Raw genomic sequence first — 15726 nt, 5'->3', positions numbered from 1 at the left:
TATAGAGTTGGGTAATTGACATTGCATGGATTCGGCTAACATTTAGTGGGGGTAGATAGAATGACAAGGAAAAAAGCATTACCATATTTAGTGCTGATAATAGCCGTTTTTGCCTTTCTGGTTTTATTAGTATTCAAGGATATAATTATAGGAGATAAACCTTTATTGGGTGAGGTGAAAAGACTAGAAGTATATGAAGAGCTTGTCCCCGTTTCCAATAATAGCGTCATATATAATGGTATAGATATAATGATTGAAGGAGAAAACTCGAATATTAGAGCAAAAAATATGGAGGGCACTATATTATGGAGTATGAAGCTCCATGGTGATGTGAGCAGCATCAAAGGCTGCGGTGAAGATTTTGTCGTAAATATAGAGAATAAAAGTATTACAACAATATCAAAGTCCGGAGAAATGTTGTGGCAGTACGAGATGGTGATTCCGGCTTCAGATATATATTGTTCTGACAAAGGGCTACTTCTGATTCAATATAGAGAGAGCAGTTATAATTACTTTGAGATATTCAATATGAAAGGTGTGAAATACTGCCAAGGAGTAATTAATAATGCCCAAGTGATTTCTTTTGATGGAACAGCTGATAAAAACTATTCAATATCAATGATCGATACTTCTTCCGATAAGATTATTACTAGATTGGCTACATATAACAATAAGGGTGAAATAACATGGGCTCAGGATTTTGAAAATATTATAATACCGAGTATAATATACAATTCTAAGGGAGAATTGATAGCTATATCTGATAAATCAATGATGAAGTTTAGAGCAGACGGCAAGCTAATTAAAAAAGAAGACTTTCCAAATCCCTTAGTAAAAGTGTCTTTCAGTGATGATTTAATGGTAATAATACAGAAAAACAGCGAGTTTTATGATGTATTTGTATATGATTTAAATTATAGGCAAATTGGATCTGCTGCTGTCAAATCAAAACCTGAAGGTGTATTTGCCGGGCATAAGTACTTTCTGATTTATGATAAAGACAATTTGACCATGTTTTCCAGGCAGGGAAATATAATGGCTTTATATGAATCAAACATAGACATAAATAGTGCATATATATATGATGATACTAGCATATATATAGTATCCAATAGAAAGCTTCAGAAACTTGGTTATTGAAAAGGGTGATAATATGAATTGGTTAGATTATATAATCTTATCTGTAATAACCATAGGAGTCTTATATGGTGCTGCAAGAGGTTTTATACATGGCTTATTCAGTGTTGGTGGTCTTATCATATCTATTATTGCGGCAAGGAAATATTATGGGCATTTTGCTGAGTTTCTAATTGAAAAAACCGGGATAGAAGATACCTTATTAACTTTCATAGAAAAAAATAAAGTATCGGAAGCTTTTGCATTAACGCTGCCTTTGGATAAGGGGTTCAACAACATATATCAGTACATAACAATAGTAATCATAAATTGTATAGCAATATTTCTGGTCTTTCTGGCAGTAAGAATATGTATTTCACTTTTAGAAGCTTTGCTGAAGGAAGTGTTCAGGCTTCCTGTACTTAGCACAATAAATCATAGCTTTGGTGCAATACTTGGATTGATACATGCCATACTCCTGATACTTTTCTGTTTCGCCATGCTTATGCCTCTGGCTTCTTTAGAAAAGTTCGATTTTATTCATCAGGCTATGTCCAACTCTCTACTATCAAAATATTTCTATCAATATAATTTCATATTTGGATGGGCATTGAATACTGCCTTGAACATATTAATAAAGTAGAGGTGATAAACATGAATAGAAGGCGTTCCATATTAGGATTTATTCTTATATTAATTGGATTATCAGCGATATTAAAGAACTTAAAGTTAATGCCAGATAACTCTTTGCTTATTTTTGTAGGAATATTTTTATTCTATTTATGGCATTTAAATAAGCAGAATCTATTCCTTGTGCTGGGAACCTTAGGCATAATATTTGGATTGATATCTTTACTTGATTACTATGGTATTTTTCACCTAAGGATGTCAACAGAGCTGGTGCTTCTTACATTGGGTATAATATTCCTTTATTTTTACTATTCCAAAAGGATTTTTGGATTTGTTTTTCCTGGCGCAATATTAATTTCACATGCTATATACTTGTTTCTGATGAGCAATTTTAATTCAGGAAAAATGTGGCCCAGCTACTTTCTCCTATTGGGCTTTGCTTTCTATCTTATATATTTTATAGCCTTTTATGAGAAGAGCAGCTGGCCATTAGTGGTTGGTACTATTTTAATCCTATTAGGTATTGTGTTTCTTGGATTCAGTTTCGGCATATTGAGCTGGAGAATATATAAATACTATAACTATATAATACCTGCAGTACTAATTCTTATAGGCATAATATTATTGATGAAGGTTTTCAGCGGTAAAGGTTCCTAACACTGAACTAACTCGCCCTAAAGTTTCTAGACTCTAGAAGCTGCTAATATAAAAGGGCGACTAAGTCTGGTACCCCAGGGCACCTTCTCTTGCCCTCAGTCGGGCAATTCACCTCGCATGGACTCGACTAACATTCAGTGGAGATTTCTCACCCCTGAATAAAGTCTCGTTCAATCATTGCTGATATTTATTGATGAATTGGATGTAGATGCTTCAATAAATAATCTTTTGCTAAAAGATTCATAATCTGTACTTGTTATGGCAGCTTCTGCTTTTATGTTTCCTTCTCCTCTATCGATTATATAAGATGAACCTAAGTCTGAAATATTAATATTGCCAAGGGAAGTTCTGGCTTTTATTTTATAGCCGGAACTATTATTTTTAGGTAGATTTATTTTTATTTTTCCATTAGAAGTGTGAAGCATATATAATGCTTCTCCAATATCGGGGGAGTCAAAACGACTCAAAGTTATGCTGCCGTTGCTTGTATTGGAAACAAGTTTACCGAAAAATGAATTTTCAATTTCTATATTGCTGTTTGAAGTATGGATTTCTGCTTTATCAGATTTTAAGCCATAAACATATATTTTGCTATTATTTGTTCTTGCTTTAAGCTCTGATGCATGACAGTCCTTCAATTCGATTTTTCCATTGGAAGTGGAGCAATTTAATACTTTACCGCGGAAACCTTCTAATATGCATTTTGAATTGCCTGTTTCTACTTCCATTACCTCCACATTCTTAGGAAGATTTATAATCAGACTGCCCCAGGTTCTTATAGGAAAGTCAGTATGGAGATAAATAACACCGTTTTCGTATTTGGCGGAGATAAAGCTATCAATATCGGCACTTTCAAAAAGGAAATTAAGCTTCATTTCCATAGTAACTTCAGAAGTATCTGTGTAGTTTGTAGTTATGGATAGATTCTGAGTCCTTATAATTAGCTTTACATTTTCATCAGTACCTAATGGAAAACAATAATTCTTTGTTATAGTCTTATATACATCTGAATTATTAAAACCAGAGTTAATATAGTTCACTATTTTATCTGCGAATTTTACTGCTGCATTTGCAAAATCAGTGCTAATACTTTCAACCTTTGCAATAAAATCAGGGCCGAATTTGTCCGCAAATTTCTCAGCCTTCTTGCTGAACTTATTTATTGTGTCATTAAACTTATCACTAGAATTGCTCTGCTCTGTTTTATTCATCTTAATGGTATCAGAATCTGATAGTTTTGCTTTCTCCACGGATTCAAGAAGTTTTAATGCTTCTTCTGAAGTAATTTTACCTTCCTCCAGCATTTTAAGAATCATTATTTTCTCTTCCATTCTAAATTGCTCCTCCTAATCATTGATTAACTTGATTGCCTCATCGGCGGATATTTTGCCATCATATAGCTGTTGAAGCACATCTTTCTTATAATCTCCATCCCTGGGCTGACTTTTATAGCCTAAGGCCTCTATGAGGTTTTCCAATTTGTTCTTGACTGTAGGATAAGAAATACCCATTTCCCTTTCTATTTCTCGGATGTTGCCCCTATTCTTGATAAATATTTCTGCAAATTCTTTTTGCTCCTTTGATAGCATACAAAACTTGCATAATTCAAAATCTCCTTCAATGGAAATACCACAGTTCCTACATTTAAGTTTTGCTACTTCCAATTTACCAGAGCATACAGGGCATGTACCTAGCACTTCTTTTTTCATGAAAACAACTCCTGACTAAAATATGGATATTATTGTATTCATTTTACATCAAAATTTAATAATGTCAATAGCATAATTAAAATATTTAATTAATAATAAAAAAATAATTAAATATTTTAATCTTTACATTTAATAATAATTTAATATTTAGGATTTTATGCATCCATGAGGGAGTAAATTATATTCTGTATATAGATTAAATCTATTATTAATGGAATTGATATTGATTATATCTATATCAATTCTTCTGAAGGTGAGAAAGTATTAGAATAAAAGTATAAAAGGCATATGATTGAGGAGGAAAAAATTATGTTAAAGATAGATTGCCGAGGTTTAAAATGTCCGGAGCCGGTTATAAAAACTAAGAAAGCTTTGGAAGAAATAAATGAAGGCATTGTAGTATCAATAGTTGACAATTTAACTGCCAAAGAAAATGTAAGCCGTTTGGCTTCAAATTTAAATCTCCCATATGATATAGAAGAGAAAGAAGGTTGCTTCTATATTTCAATAAATAAATCCAAGGAAGAAGGGCAAAAAGGTGATAATAATAATGATGATATAGTCATAGTGATCACAAATGATAAACTTGGAAGCGGAAATGATGAGTTGGGAAAAGTTCTTATGAAAAGTTATTTGTATGCTTTGACTGAAGTATCGCCAATGCCCAAGGTTTTGATTTTTCTCAATGGAGGTGTAAAACTTACCTCAGAAGGCTCTGAGGTTTTGGACAATCTGATTAAGCTGGGAGATGCCGGTGTCGAAATAATAAGTTGCGGTACATGTTTGGATTATTATGGCTTGAAGGAAAGCCTTAAGATAGGAGTAATAGGAAATATGTATTCCATAGTAGAAAGAATGCACACTGCGGCAAAAGTAATAAATATTGGATAAGTCATGGCCGATAGATTAATTCTATCGGCTTTTATAATATGCGGGTATGATTATTTACCATTTTGTTGAATTTTAATAGGGGTTTTTAATGGAACTATAGGCTGGATTATGATATTATTAAATATAACTTCAATGAAAAGGAGTAAGGAGGCTGCTATGTACTATCCGAAGAAATTTAATGTTGGCGATATTGTTGAAACAAGAAAGGTTCATCCCTGCGGCAGTAATCAATGGGAGGTTACGAGAGTAGGTGCTGATTTTAAGATGAAATGTCTAGGATGCGGCAGAGTAGTTATGCTTCCAAGGGTGAAGTTTGAGAAATCTGTAAAAAAAGCAATAAAATCTGCTGAATCAGAAGAAAATATTTAGATAGACAGTTGATGAAAAAAAATAATAGTGTTATAATATTATGGCGTAAATTCCTCGCTCTGCAAATGCAGGGCCGTTAGTCCGAGGGGAGGAGGTGAATATTAATGAATTTATACGAGACTATTTATATAATTAAGCCTGATGTGGAAGAAGAGGCTATAAAAGCCCTTGTGGAAAAGTTTAAGGCTCTTATTGAGGAAAATGGAGAAATTGACACCATTGATGAATGGGGCAAGAGAAAACTTGCTTATCTTATCGAAGATTATGCAGAAGGCTACTATGTTTACATGAAGTATAAAGCAGAAAGCCATGTTCCAAAGGAATTGGACAGAGTTTTTGGTATAACTGAGGACATAATCAGACATCTAATCGTAAAATTAGAGAAATAACAAAAGGCGGTGTAATATATGAATAGAGTTGCCCTTGTTGGTAGATTGACTAGAGATCCTGAAATCAGGTATACTCCTGACAGTCAAATGGCAATCACCAGGTTTACAATTGCAGTAGATAGAGTATACAAAAGAGAAGGACAACAAAGTGCCGACTTCTTACCTATTGTAGTATTTGGGAAAATAGCAGAAAATGTTCATAAGTATATTGGTAAAGGCAGATTAGTGTCCGTATCTGGTAGGCTTCAATCCAGAACTTGGGATGACCAAGAAGGCAAGCGTCATTATTCATATGAGGTAGTCGCCGATGAAGTTGGTTTTTTGGATAGAGCCTCTGATTCTAGGGGCCAAACCGGACAAATGGGTTTTGGCGCTGAGACAGAAGATTTCCATCCTGTAGACGAGGAAGATGATCTTCCATTTTAAAATGGATAGGAGGGAATAACTTTGAATAAACACGGAAATTCAGGTGGTGGTAGAATGCGTAAGCCTAAGAAGCGTGTTTGCAACTTTTGCATAGATAAAGTTGAAAATATAGATTATAAAGATGTTAATAGATTGCGCAGATATATTACTGAAAGAGGTAAGATTATACCAAGAAGAATTTCAGGCAACTGTGCAAAGCATCAAAGACAGCTTACTGTGGCAATAAAGAGAGCAAGAAATATTGCATTATTGCCTTTTACAGCAGAATAATATATAACCCGGATAAAACCGGGTTTTTCTTTTATAGCGAAAAAAGTTAGGGAGCAACCTTTTTATGGACTATAGAAAAGTTCTAGTATTTCTTAGTGTTAACTTGACCTAATGAATTACAATGAAAGCCTTCCTTATTGTGAATAAAAAGCTAGTGTGTTATTATAATGATTAACACTAGTAATGACTAAAGGCATTTATTACTTGAAGGATAATGATAAAATACATAGAACTATTTAATAGTTGCTGAGGGGGGATGGTAATGCAGAAAGAGACTGATATTACCAGAAATATAAGATTAATTGAGTTTCTAAAAAGCGAACTGCTGACATCAGTGGCTTCCTTATTTCAAATATTACTAAAAGGTACTAAAGCAAGCCGGGATGCTCTTTTAGATATTTTGGCAAATCTTATACTTGTTACATATTTATTAGGCAAAAGGCTTGGCTTATCTTATGGTGTAATTGATTCTAAAATAATGGACAAAATAAAAATTGGTATGTTGGAAGGTCACGAAACGGAAAAGTGGTATGGAGATTTGTCGGACCTATCTGAATACCTACATAAGCATTAAAGAGGTGCAGAATGAACAGGATTAATACAAAGGCCCTTGTAGAAGGTGCCATATTTGCTTCAGTTACAGCTGTATTAGGAATAATGGTCTATTATATGCCCTTTTTTTCGTTACTAGGTATGTTTTGGCCAACCCCTATAATAATCATAGGTTTCAGGAATGGATTAAAGGTTAGCTTTGTTTCTGCAGTGGTGGCAGCACTAATAGTTGCCATATTCACAGAACCATTTAGTGGATTATATCTTTTCCTGGTTTTCGGAATAGCAGGCATAATCATGGGATATTTGATGCACAAAAAGGCAAACCCGGCTTTAAACATAACCGTTTCTGGTTTGGTATTGGCTGTATGCTCTGTATTTGGCATATTATTTGGATTCTTTTTGGCAGGACAATCTGCTGGGCAGGCTATGGAACAGATGATGAGTATTATGAGTGAATCTATTGATTCAGCTGCCAGCCTTTATAAATCCATGGGAATATCAGAGGAGCAATTGAACAGTACTATTACCACCATGAAAGAATCTCTAGTTGCTATACAACATGTGATACCTACTCTTTTTCTTCTAAGTGGCATGTTTTTCTCTTTCGTGAACTATAAATTTGTTAAAGTAGTATTAAAGAGAATGAAATATGAGGTAGCAGATGTCAAACCATTTTCACAATGGAGAGTGCCTAATAATTTTTCTTTGGGTATGTTAGTAATATTGCTTTTGTCAATGGTAGCTACATATTTTAAAGTACCAAATATGCAAACGGTTCAAATAAATATAATATATATTATAAAGTGGGTATTTACCATAATAGGATTATCGGCAGCGTATTTTTTACTTGATAAGTATCGCATCAGCAAAGCACTTAAGGTTATTATCATGTTTTTCCTGTTTACTAGTTTATCAAACTACCTTGCATTAATAGGACTTATTGATACAGTTTTTGACTTTAGAAAACTAAATAAAAGGCATATCGGGGGGATATGATGAAAGGCAGGTTTTTCCATAGAATGTTAATGCCTGATTCCAATATCTATCTATGGATTATAGGTATAAGCGTTCTTATTATTGGATATTACAATCTGTTTGTTGGATTACTGGGAACAGCGCTGCTAGTTTATCTCGTTTATTACAATGTAAAGCAGAAGGTTCAAAAGAAGGAAGAACTAAGACTTTATATTGAGAAGCTATCGGAGAGTGTGGATTTTGCAACAAAGAATGCTATACTTAATCTGCCTTTTCCGCTGGTTATCTGTGATGAAGAAGGCAATATAAGCTGGTACAATTCATTATTCCTGCAGATGTTCAAAGGAGATTATCTGCTGGATGAGAATGTAACAAACTATTTGCCTGGCTTTGACTTGGATATGGTATTAAAAGAAGAGAAAAGAGAGTTTAAGAACACAAGTGTCAAAGACAGATATTATGATTTACACTGTGAGCCCTTTGATATATCCGAAGATGATAGTGAAAAAAGAATAATAATAATATATTTAATCGATAAGACGGAATATGTGATGCTTAAAAATAGATATCTGGAAGAAAAAAATGTGGTCGCCATTCTGGAAGTCGACAATTTGGAAGAAGTACTAAAGGATGTGGAAGAAGCTTCTCAACCGGTTATACTGGCAGATTTGGATAGAATTATAGGTTCTTGGGCTGCGTTGCATAATGCTTCTATACAGAAATATATGAATGGAGAATATATACTTCATTTTAACCAGAAGCAGCTGTCAATAATTGAGGAAAAGCGTTTCGAGATTCTGGACACCATCAGGGAAATAAGCTCCGGCAACAAGATTCCTCTCACATTAAGCATAGGCGTAGGTGTCAATGGGAAGACTCATGCTGAGCTTCAAAAATTTGCAAAGAGCGCTATGGATATTGCTTTAGCCCGTGGAGGGGATCAGGCTGTAGTCAAGAATCATGATAAACTTTCTTTTTATGGAGGCAAGTCAAAAGCAGTAGAAAAGAGGACAAAGGTAAAGGCGAGAGTAATCGCTTATGCTTTGAGACAGCTCATTGAACAGGCCCAGGATATTCTCATATTAGGCCACGAAATGCCTGATCTGGATTGCTTGGGCGCTTCTTTGGGAATATATAGGTGTTGTAAAAACCATAACAAGCCGGTTAGAATAGTATTGAACAAGGTTAATGCAGGTATAGAAAATCTATGGACAGAACTAAGAGAAGACGAAGAATATGACGATGCATTTATCAGTGGCGATGAAGCCTTAACTTATGATAGTAAGGGAACCCTTCTCATCATTGTGGATGTACATAGGCCTAGCTTTACAGTAGAACCGGAATTAATTAATAGAATAGAGAAAAAGGTGATAATTGATCACCATAGAAGAGGTACTGAATTTGTAGATGATGCGGTACTCACATATATAGAACCCTATGCCTCATCTACCAGTGAGCTGGTTACTGAGATTCTCCAATATATGTTTGAAAAACCCAAGATTAAACAGATTGAGGCAGAGGCGTTGTTGGCAGGCATCTTTATAGATACGAAGAACTTCTCCTTCCAGACAGGAGTCAGAACCTTCGAAGCTGCGTCCTTCTTGAGAAGGGCTGGAGCTGATACCACTCTGACAAGACAATTATTTCAGGATAATATGGATACATTCCTGATTAGGGCTGAGGTTGTAAAGAAGGCGCAGATGTATAAAAATAATATTGCCATTTCATATATACCGAAAAATGTAGATAACCCTGCACTAATTGCGGCTCAAGCTGCAGATGAGCTATTAAACATAAAAGGAATAAATGCGTCTTTTGTATTATCTGAGATTGAGGGGTATATTTTCATTAGCGGAAGATCCCTTGGTGAGATTAATGTACAGGTTGTATTGGAGAAACTGGGTGGCGGAGGTCATTTAACTGTTGCAGGTGCCCAACTCTCCGGTATTGATATGGAAGAAGCCATCACAATGATTAAGAATGCAATAGATGAATATATAAAGGAAGGTGAGAGATAATGAAGGTTGTTTTACTGCAGGATGTAAAATCTTTGGGGAAAAAAGATGACATTGTAAATGTAAGCGATGGATATGCAAGGAACTTTTTATTCCCAAAGAAGCTGGCGGTTGAAGCTACTGTAGGCAAGCTCAATGAAATATCCGATAAGAAGAGTTCCTTGGAAAATAAAAAGAAAAAAGAGCTGGAAAAAGCTAAAGCACTGGCTGAGAAATTGAATAAAATCGAGATATTAATCAAGACAAAGGCTGGAGTAAACGGGAAGCTCTTCGGCTCAATTACAGCTAAGGATATTGCAGATATAATAAAGCAAAAACATAAAATAGAAGTAGATAAAAAGAAGATAGTTCTTGATGACGCAATAAAATCTTTGGGAACTCAAGAAGTTGAGATAAAGGTTTATCCAGAGGTTACAGCAAAGGTGAAAGTAACTGTTGCACAAGAATAGGGAAGAGGGGTCACATTGGAATATAGCATAGTATGCAGCAATAATGAATTATTAGATGTACTTATTGATTACAGCAAGAAAATCTACGGAGACATGAAATGTAAAGGCATAGATGATTTAAAGGATCCTAAGGCAAAGGCAAAGAAACTCTGGCAAATACTTAATCCGGAAGAGGCTGCGTCATTTCAAGAGCAGATGGATTTGGATTATATGTTGGAATCTATAAGGGACAAGCTATCAGATAAAGCTGCCAGAGTGTATACGGAAAAGTTAATTAAGCAGGAAATACTCCATAAAATAGAGGAAAATGAAAGAGAATATTTAAATCAAATAAAGCTTCAGATTATAAAAAAGCACTCAGATAATGAAAATCCATCAACTCTGAAAAAGTATGCAGAATTAGAGAAGAAGAAAAGGATATCTTTGACAAAGCAAATATCAGATATATTAAGGCCCCAAAAAGAAGAAGAAATTATTGGACAGTATAGGGGCGTAAAAACATTGATATCAAAGATTGCTTCTCCTTTTCCTCAGCATGTTATTATCTATGGACCTCCTGGTGTAGGAAAAACATCTGCTGCCAGAATAGCGCTTAAAACAGCTAAGGAGAAACCATATAGTCCTTTTGATAAAGACGCGCCTTTTATCGAAGTAAATGGTACTACATTGAGATGGGATCCTAAAGAGGCGGTAAATCCACTCCTTGGCTCTGTACATGATCCTATATATCAAGGAGCAAGAAAAGATTTATCTGATATAGGGATACCAGAGCCAAAACCTGGGCTGGTGACGGAAGCACATGGAGGTATTTTGTTTATAGATGAAATAGGTGAATTGGACTTAATGCTCCAAAACAAGCTACTAAAAGTGCTGGAAGACAAAAAAGTTGATTTTGATTCTTCATACTATGATGAAAGCAGCATTGAAATACCAAAATACATCCATATGCTGTTCAAGGAGGGAGCGCCAGCAGATTTTATACTAATAGGCGCTACAACCAGAAGACCAGAGGAGATAAACCCTGCATTAAGATCCAGATGTGCCGAGATATTTTTTGATCCGCTAAGCCCAAAAGATATTGAAGCTATATTGGAAAATGGTGCCCAAAGGCTTGATATAACCATAGACGATGATGCTAAGAAACTAATAAGCAAGCATACCTATGACGCAAGAAAAGCCATAAATATTTTGTTAGACTGTTATTCCAGTCACCTTTATGAAAAGCCGAATCAGAGAGTTATCATAGATTATGACAGAGCAAAGCGAGTATTAGGCCCTCTTGTCAGGGAGGAATATACAGAAGAGAGAGTAGGCTTTGAAACAGGAAAGGTATATGGAGCTGGGGTAAATGGATATTTAGGAAGTATTATAGAATTTGAATCCTTAGCCTTTAAAAGAGATGATGAGATGGGTTCTGTAAGATTTAATGAAACAGCTGGCTCAATGATACGAGATTCTCTTTTCAATGCCCTTGCAGTTCTTAAGTATAACATGGGCATAAATCCTGACAAATATGATATACATGTTAACTGCATTGGTGGAGCCAAAGTAGATGGACCATCAGCAGGTCTGGCTATAACATGTCTTTTGTATTCAGCAATCATGCAAAAACCTTTGCGCAGAGATTGCTGTATAACGGGGGAAATATCTATAGGCGGGGACATAAAAGCAGTAGGTGGAATAAGAGAGAAAATTAACGCTGCCATAAGGGCAGGTTTTAAGCATATGATAATACCCTATGAAAATAAAAAGGATACCATAGACATTGAAGGTATAAACATAATTGAAGCAGGCAATATAAAAGAAGTAATGGAATTTTTGACCATATAACCCTGGGGTTTGTGAGGTGTAATTATGAGTGAGCTGATACAAAAGATACCGCCAAACAACTTAGAAGCAGAACAGTCTGTTTTAGGTGCAATGCTTTTGGACAAGGAAGCTATATCAGCAGCTTCTGAAATATTGAAAGGCGATGATTTTTATAGGGAAGTCCACAAAGAAATTTTTGAAGCAATTATTGATATTTATAATGATAATAATCCTGTGGACCTAATTACTCTTACAGAAAAGTTAAAGGGTAGAAATACTTTAGAGGCAGTGGGAGGTATAACTTACCTTACTCAGCTTATGAATATTGTACCTACAACCAGCAATATAGATCAATATGTAAAAATTGTAGAAGAAAAATCCTTATTAAGAAAGCTGATAAAATCATCCAATGAAATTATATCCAAATGCTATGATAATCCAGAAGACCCTATAGAGGTAGTGGATCAGGCAGAAAAGAGCATATTTGATATTTCCTTGAGCAAATCCTCTCAAGGCTTTGTACCTATTAAGCAAATACTAACAACCAATTTTGACAGAATTGAGGAACTTTACCTAAATAAGGGTAAAATAACTGGGATACCAACAGGTTTTGTGGACTTGGACCAGAAGCTGTCGGGCTTGCAAAGATCAGACCTTATATTGATTGCAGCAAGACCATCTATGGGTAAATCAGCGCTTATGATGAACCTGGTGCAACATGCGGCTGTGAGGGAAAACATTCCTGTGGCTATATTTTCATTAGAAATGTCAAAGGAGCAGCTTTCACAAAGGCTTCTCTGTGCAGAAGCATTGATAGATGCACATAGACTTAGGACAGGAGATATAACGGAAGATGAATGGATAAAGCTTGCCAGAGCAATGGGGGTACTTGCTGATAAACCCATATTCATAGATGATACTCCTGCAATATCTATTACTGAGATGAGAGCAAAATGCCGAAGATTGAAAATAGAGCATGGTTTAGGCTTGATAGCCATAGACTATCTACAGCTCATGTCCGGCAGCAGTAAATATGACAGCAGGCAACAGGAAGTCTCCGATATATCCAGATCCCTAAAAGCATTGGCTCGTGAACTGGATGTACCGGTAGTGGCTTTGTCTCAGCTTAGCCGTGCACCTGAAATGAGAGCAGATCACAGGCCAATATTATCTGATTTAAGAGAGTCGGGTGCCATCGAGCAGGATGCAGATGTGGTTATATTCCTTTATAGGGATGAATACTATCATCCTGATACAGAAAAAAAGAACATAGGAGAAGTTATAATAGCAAAGCAGAGAAACGGCCCTACCGGTGTTGTAGAATTGGTATGGTTGGGACAGTTTACTAAGTTTGCAGATAAAGCAAAGTTGTAAAACCGCGATATTCGCGGTTTTTTTTACTCCGTGTCATGTCTTACTCTTAAGTTATCCACAATATTTTATGTAACAAGTGGATAACTTGAATAAAGTCAAAAATGCCGATTCTACATCCATTGAAATTACATATATACAAAAGGCTATTCGAACATATGTGCATATCTCTGTGGATAATGTGGATAATGTGGATTCGAAAATCAAGAATTAGGGAAACAAGAAAATACAGAATATTCAACTAATATGATAAAATATGACAAATTAACATAATATATGTTGAAACGTGTTATCGGTTGATGACATAATAATCTATTAGTAGTCAAAAATAGATATATAGAATAAAATAATATTATGAATAATAAGTGATGGTTGTTAATAAGTTGTACACAAGTTGACTCTATAATACACATCTGTTAATATAAGAAAGGCTTCTATGTAAACATTATGCTTATACACAAAGGCAGAAAAAATATACTGATGAATAAAGGGTGAAATTTATGAAAAATAAATATGATGTCATCATAATAGGTGCTGGTCCGGCAGGTATATTTACGGCTCTTGAGTTGGTAAATAACAACAAGGATTTAGACATACTTATTTTGGATAAAGGTAGGACTTTGTCTCAGAGGAAATGTCCGGCAAGAAGCATAGGCAGATGTGTGAGCTGTGACCCTTGTGGTATTACTTTTGGTTGGTCAGGAGCAGGAGCCTTTAGTGACGGTAAGCTGTCTTTAAGTCCTGAGGTCGGTGGCAATATTACCGATTACATGACAGAAGATGAAGCAAAGGAATTGATAAACTATGCAGATTCCATCTATTTAGACTTTGGAGCTCAAAGTGAAGTTCATGGTTTAAACAGTAAAAAGATTGATGATGTAAAATATGAAGCTTCGAGACATAATATACAGCTGATTCCCTGTCCAGTAAGACATCTAGGCACAGAAAAAGCTTATTATGTTTTGGAAGGCATGTATAAATACCTGGTAGAGAATCCAAAGGTTGATTTCTCTGAATTGACAACAGTAGTAGATATAAATGAGGAAAACAGCATAGCAAAATCTGTAACAATAAATATAAAAGGTAAGGAAACAATAGTTATTGAAGGAGAATATATTGTTGCAGCTCCTGGCAGGGGAGGCGCTGAATGGCTTTCTGAACAAACTAGAAAACTTTCAATAAAAACTGCTAACAATGCAGTTGATATAGGAGTAAGAGTAGAAGTTCCTAATAGCATTATGGATCATCTTACAAAGGATCTCTATGAGGCCAAGCTTGTTTATTATTCAGATACTTTTGACAACAAAGTAAGAACATTCTGTATGAATCCAGGCGGAGTGGTATCTCAAGAAAATTATGAAGGCGGTCTAGCTTTAGTAAATGGCCATAGCTATGCAGATGACAGCCTTAAAACTGATAATACTAATTTTGCCATGTTAGTTTCAACAAGATTTACAGAACCTTTCAAAGAGCCCATTGAGTATGGTAAATATGTAGCAAGGCTGGCAAATATGTTGACAGGCGGTGGTATACTAGTTCAAAGACTTGGAGATTTGCTTCAGGGAAGACGAACAGATAGGGATAGATTGAAGAAGTCTACAACTATACCAACTATGAAAAATGCAGTGCCTGGAGATTTAAGTTATGTATTGCCTCATAGATATCTGGTATCCATCATAGAAGCAATGAAGGCATTTGACAATATAGCACCTGGTCTATATTCAAAGAATACTCTTCTATATGGTGTAGAATGTAAGTTTTATTCTAGCAAGGTACAGGTTAATAATAAATTTGAAACTTCAGTTAAAAACCTTTATACAATAGGTGATGGAGCAGGTATTACCAGAGGGCTTATGCAAGCCTCTGTAACCGGCATAGTTGTGGCAAGAGATATAATTAGTAAGCTTTAATGATAATTTTGTATATAAAAACAAAGATTTGCCATTGCAAAAAATTAAAAATCCAATTATAATATCATTATCTCACTTAATACTGCATGTTAAAAAACGCATTAACTCAACATAAAATTGGCAATAAAAAAATATAAAAATAATGTTGACAAAATGGTTTGAAACATGTAGAATGTATAAATGTG

The 15726-nt window shown here is 35.1% G+C and carries 17 protein-coding genes; 15 read left to right on the top strand and 2 right to left on the bottom strand.

Translation table 11 applies throughout. The annotated features are described in order from the left end of the window. Nucleotides 1–60: 60 nt before the first annotated feature. The 3 genes from ACESM9_RS02145 to ACESM9_RS02135 are packed head-to-tail and all read left to right on the top strand — an operon-like array spanning nt 61 to nt 2403. Nucleotides 61–1140, top strand: a complete 1080-nt coding sequence (locus ACESM9_RS02145) for a DUF5711 family protein (protein WP_372994819.1) — start codon at nt 61–63, stop codon at nt 1138–1140. 13 nt (nt 1141–1153) lie between these two features. Next, on the top strand, nt 1154–1759 hold the full coding sequence (locus ACESM9_RS02140) for a CvpA family protein (RefSeq protein WP_372994817.1): 606 nt from the start codon (nt 1154–1156) through the stop codon (nt 1757–1759). Between the two features lie 11 nt (nt 1760–1770). Next, nucleotides 1771–2403 (top strand): hypothetical protein, encoded by a 633-nt coding sequence (locus tag ACESM9_RS02135; RefSeq protein ID WP_372994815.1) that lies wholly within the window; start codon nt 1771–1773, stop codon nt 2401–2403. A 170-nt stretch (nt 2404–2573) separates the two neighbouring features. Here the strand turns inward: ACESM9_RS02135 and ACESM9_RS02130 are convergent, their stop codons facing one another. Together ACESM9_RS02130 and ACESM9_RS02125 are read right to left on the bottom strand one after the other, a co-directional pair. Further along, entirely contained in the window at nt 2574–3734 is a 1161-nt protein-coding gene (locus tag ACESM9_RS02130) for a DUF4097 family beta strand repeat-containing protein (RefSeq protein WP_372994813.1), read from the bottom strand. A gap of 15 nt (nt 3735–3749) precedes the next feature. After that, entirely contained in the window at nt 3750–4112 is a 363-nt protein-coding gene (locus ACESM9_RS02125; RefSeq protein WP_372994811.1) for a DUF2089 domain-containing protein, read from the bottom strand. 309 nt (nt 4113–4421) lie between these two features. Between ACESM9_RS02125 and yedF the strand changes: the two genes are divergently transcribed. The 12 genes from yedF (at nt 4422) to ACESM9_RS02065 (ending at nt 15541) form a co-directional block, all read left to right on the top strand. Further along, nucleotides 4422–5003: a sulfurtransferase-like selenium metabolism protein YedF gene (yedF, locus tag ACESM9_RS02120; RefSeq protein WP_372994809.1), complete on the top strand. Its 582-nt coding sequence runs from the start codon at nt 4422–4424 to the stop codon at nt 5001–5003. A 156-nt stretch (nt 5004–5159) separates the two neighbouring features. Continuing rightward, on the top strand, nt 5160–5372 hold the full coding sequence (locus ACESM9_RS02115) for a DUF951 domain-containing protein (RefSeq protein ID WP_372994807.1): 213 nt from the start codon (nt 5160–5162) through the stop codon (nt 5370–5372). A 104-nt stretch (nt 5373–5476) separates the two neighbouring features. Beyond that, entirely contained in the window at nt 5477–5761 is a 285-nt protein-coding gene (rpsF, locus tag ACESM9_RS02110) for a 30S ribosomal protein S6 (RefSeq protein WP_372994805.1), read from the top strand. Nucleotides 5762–5779: 18 nt separating this feature from the next. After that, nucleotides 5780–6187 carry a single-stranded DNA-binding protein gene (locus tag ACESM9_RS02105; protein WP_372994803.1) on the top strand — a complete coding sequence of 136 codons (408 nt, stop codon included), beginning with the start codon at nt 5780–5782 and terminating at the stop codon, nt 6185–6187. A 54-nt stretch (nt 6188–6241) separates the two neighbouring features. After that, nucleotides 6242–6457 (top strand): 30S ribosomal protein S18, encoded by a 216-nt coding sequence (gene rpsR / locus ACESM9_RS02100; RefSeq protein WP_372994890.1) that lies wholly within the window; start codon nt 6242–6244, stop codon nt 6455–6457. A gap of 262 nt (nt 6458–6719) precedes the next feature. Next, nucleotides 6720–7031: a MazG-like family protein gene (locus ACESM9_RS02095; protein WP_372994801.1), complete on the top strand. Its 312-nt coding sequence runs from the start codon at nt 6720–6722 to the stop codon at nt 7029–7031. A gap of 11 nt (nt 7032–7042) precedes the next feature. After that, the gene (locus tag ACESM9_RS02090; RefSeq protein ID WP_372994799.1) at nt 7043–8008 is read left to right on the top strand and encodes a YybS family protein; all 966 of its coding nucleotides are present in this window, start codon (nt 7043–7045) and stop codon (nt 8006–8008) included. Beyond that, nucleotides 8008–10005 (top strand): DHH family phosphoesterase, encoded by a 1998-nt coding sequence (locus tag ACESM9_RS02085; RefSeq protein ID WP_372994797.1) that lies wholly within the window; start codon nt 8008–8010, stop codon nt 10003–10005. Before ACESM9_RS02090 ends, ACESM9_RS02085 begins: the two co-directional genes overlap by 1 nt. After that, nucleotides 10005–10451 carry a 50S ribosomal protein L9 gene (gene rplI / locus ACESM9_RS02080; protein ID WP_372994795.1) on the top strand — a complete coding sequence of 149 codons (447 nt, stop codon included), beginning with the start codon at nt 10005–10007 and terminating at the stop codon, nt 10449–10451. Before ACESM9_RS02085 ends, rplI begins: the two co-directional genes overlap by 1 nt. A gap of 15 nt (nt 10452–10466) precedes the next feature. Then, on the top strand, nt 10467–12281 hold the full coding sequence (gene lonC, locus ACESM9_RS02075) for a Lon family ATP-dependent protease (RefSeq protein ID WP_372994793.1): 1815 nt from the start codon (nt 10467–10469) through the stop codon (nt 12279–12281). Nucleotides 12282–12305: 24 nt separating this feature from the next. Continuing rightward, nucleotides 12306–13634: a replicative DNA helicase gene (dnaB, locus tag ACESM9_RS02070; protein ID WP_372994791.1), complete on the top strand. Its 1329-nt coding sequence runs from the start codon at nt 12306–12308 to the stop codon at nt 13632–13634. 497 nt (nt 13635–14131) lie between these two features. Further along, nucleotides 14132–15541: an NAD(P)/FAD-dependent oxidoreductase gene (locus ACESM9_RS02065; protein ID WP_372994789.1), complete on the top strand. Its 1410-nt coding sequence runs from the start codon at nt 14132–14134 to the stop codon at nt 15539–15541. Nucleotides 15542–15726 lie beyond the last annotated feature (185 nt).

Source organism: Lutispora sp., from assembly GCF_041687175.1.
GTDB lineage: Bacteria > Bacillota > Clostridia > Lutisporales > Lutisporaceae > Lutispora.
Note: the sequence above shows the minus strand (reverse complement) of the source record. Positions and strands in the feature narration are given on the sequence as shown.

What these genes read in the sequence shown, in the direction of transcription:
- ACESM9_RS02125 (WP_372994811.1), bottom strand. Translation starts at nt 4,112, where the DNA reads ATGAAAAAAGAAGTGCTAGGTACATGCCCTGTATGCTCTGGTAAATTG.
- ACESM9_RS02115 (WP_372994807.1), top strand. Translation starts at nt 5,160, where the DNA reads ATGTACTATCCGAAGAAATTTAATGTTGGCGATATTGTTGAAACAAGA.
- ACESM9_RS02085 (WP_372994797.1), top strand. Translation starts at nt 8,008, where the DNA reads ATGAAAGGCAGGTTTTTCCATAGAATGTTAATGCCTGATTCCAATATC.
- rpsF (WP_372994805.1), top strand. Translation starts at nt 5,477, where the DNA reads ATGAATTTATACGAGACTATTTATATAATTAAGCCTGATGTGGAAGAA.
- ACESM9_RS02140 (WP_372994817.1), top strand. Translation starts at nt 1,154, where the DNA reads ATGAATTGGTTAGATTATATAATCTTATCTGTAATAACCATAGGAGTC.
- ACESM9_RS02090 (WP_372994799.1), top strand. Translation starts at nt 7,043, where the DNA reads ATGAACAGGATTAATACAAAGGCCCTTGTAGAAGGTGCCATATTTGCT.
- ACESM9_RS02095 (WP_372994801.1), top strand. Translation starts at nt 6,720, where the DNA reads ATGCAGAAAGAGACTGATATTACCAGAAATATAAGATTAATTGAGTTT.
- dnaB (WP_372994791.1), top strand. Translation starts at nt 12,306, where the DNA reads ATGAGTGAGCTGATACAAAAGATACCGCCAAACAACTTAGAAGCAGAA.
- ACESM9_RS02145 (WP_372994819.1), top strand. Translation starts at nt 61, where the DNA reads ATGACAAGGAAAAAAGCATTACCATATTTAGTGCTGATAATAGCCGTT.
- rpsR (WP_372994890.1), top strand. Translation starts at nt 6,242, where the DNA reads ATGCGTAAGCCTAAGAAGCGTGTTTGCAACTTTTGCATAGATAAAGTT.
- ACESM9_RS02135 (WP_372994815.1), top strand. Translation starts at nt 1,771, where the DNA reads ATGAATAGAAGGCGTTCCATATTAGGATTTATTCTTATATTAATTGGA.
- yedF (WP_372994809.1), top strand. Translation starts at nt 4,422, where the DNA reads ATGTTAAAGATAGATTGCCGAGGTTTAAAATGTCCGGAGCCGGTTATA.
- ACESM9_RS02105 (WP_372994803.1), top strand. Translation starts at nt 5,780, where the DNA reads ATGAATAGAGTTGCCCTTGTTGGTAGATTGACTAGAGATCCTGAAATC.
- ACESM9_RS02130 (WP_372994813.1), bottom strand. Translation starts at nt 3,734, where the DNA reads ATGGAAGAGAAAATAATGATTCTTAAAATGCTGGAGGAAGGTAAAATT.
- rplI (WP_372994795.1), top strand. Translation starts at nt 10,005, where the DNA reads ATGAAGGTTGTTTTACTGCAGGATGTAAAATCTTTGGGGAAAAAAGAT.
- ACESM9_RS02065 (WP_372994789.1), top strand. Translation starts at nt 14,132, where the DNA reads ATGAAAAATAAATATGATGTCATCATAATAGGTGCTGGTCCGGCAGGT.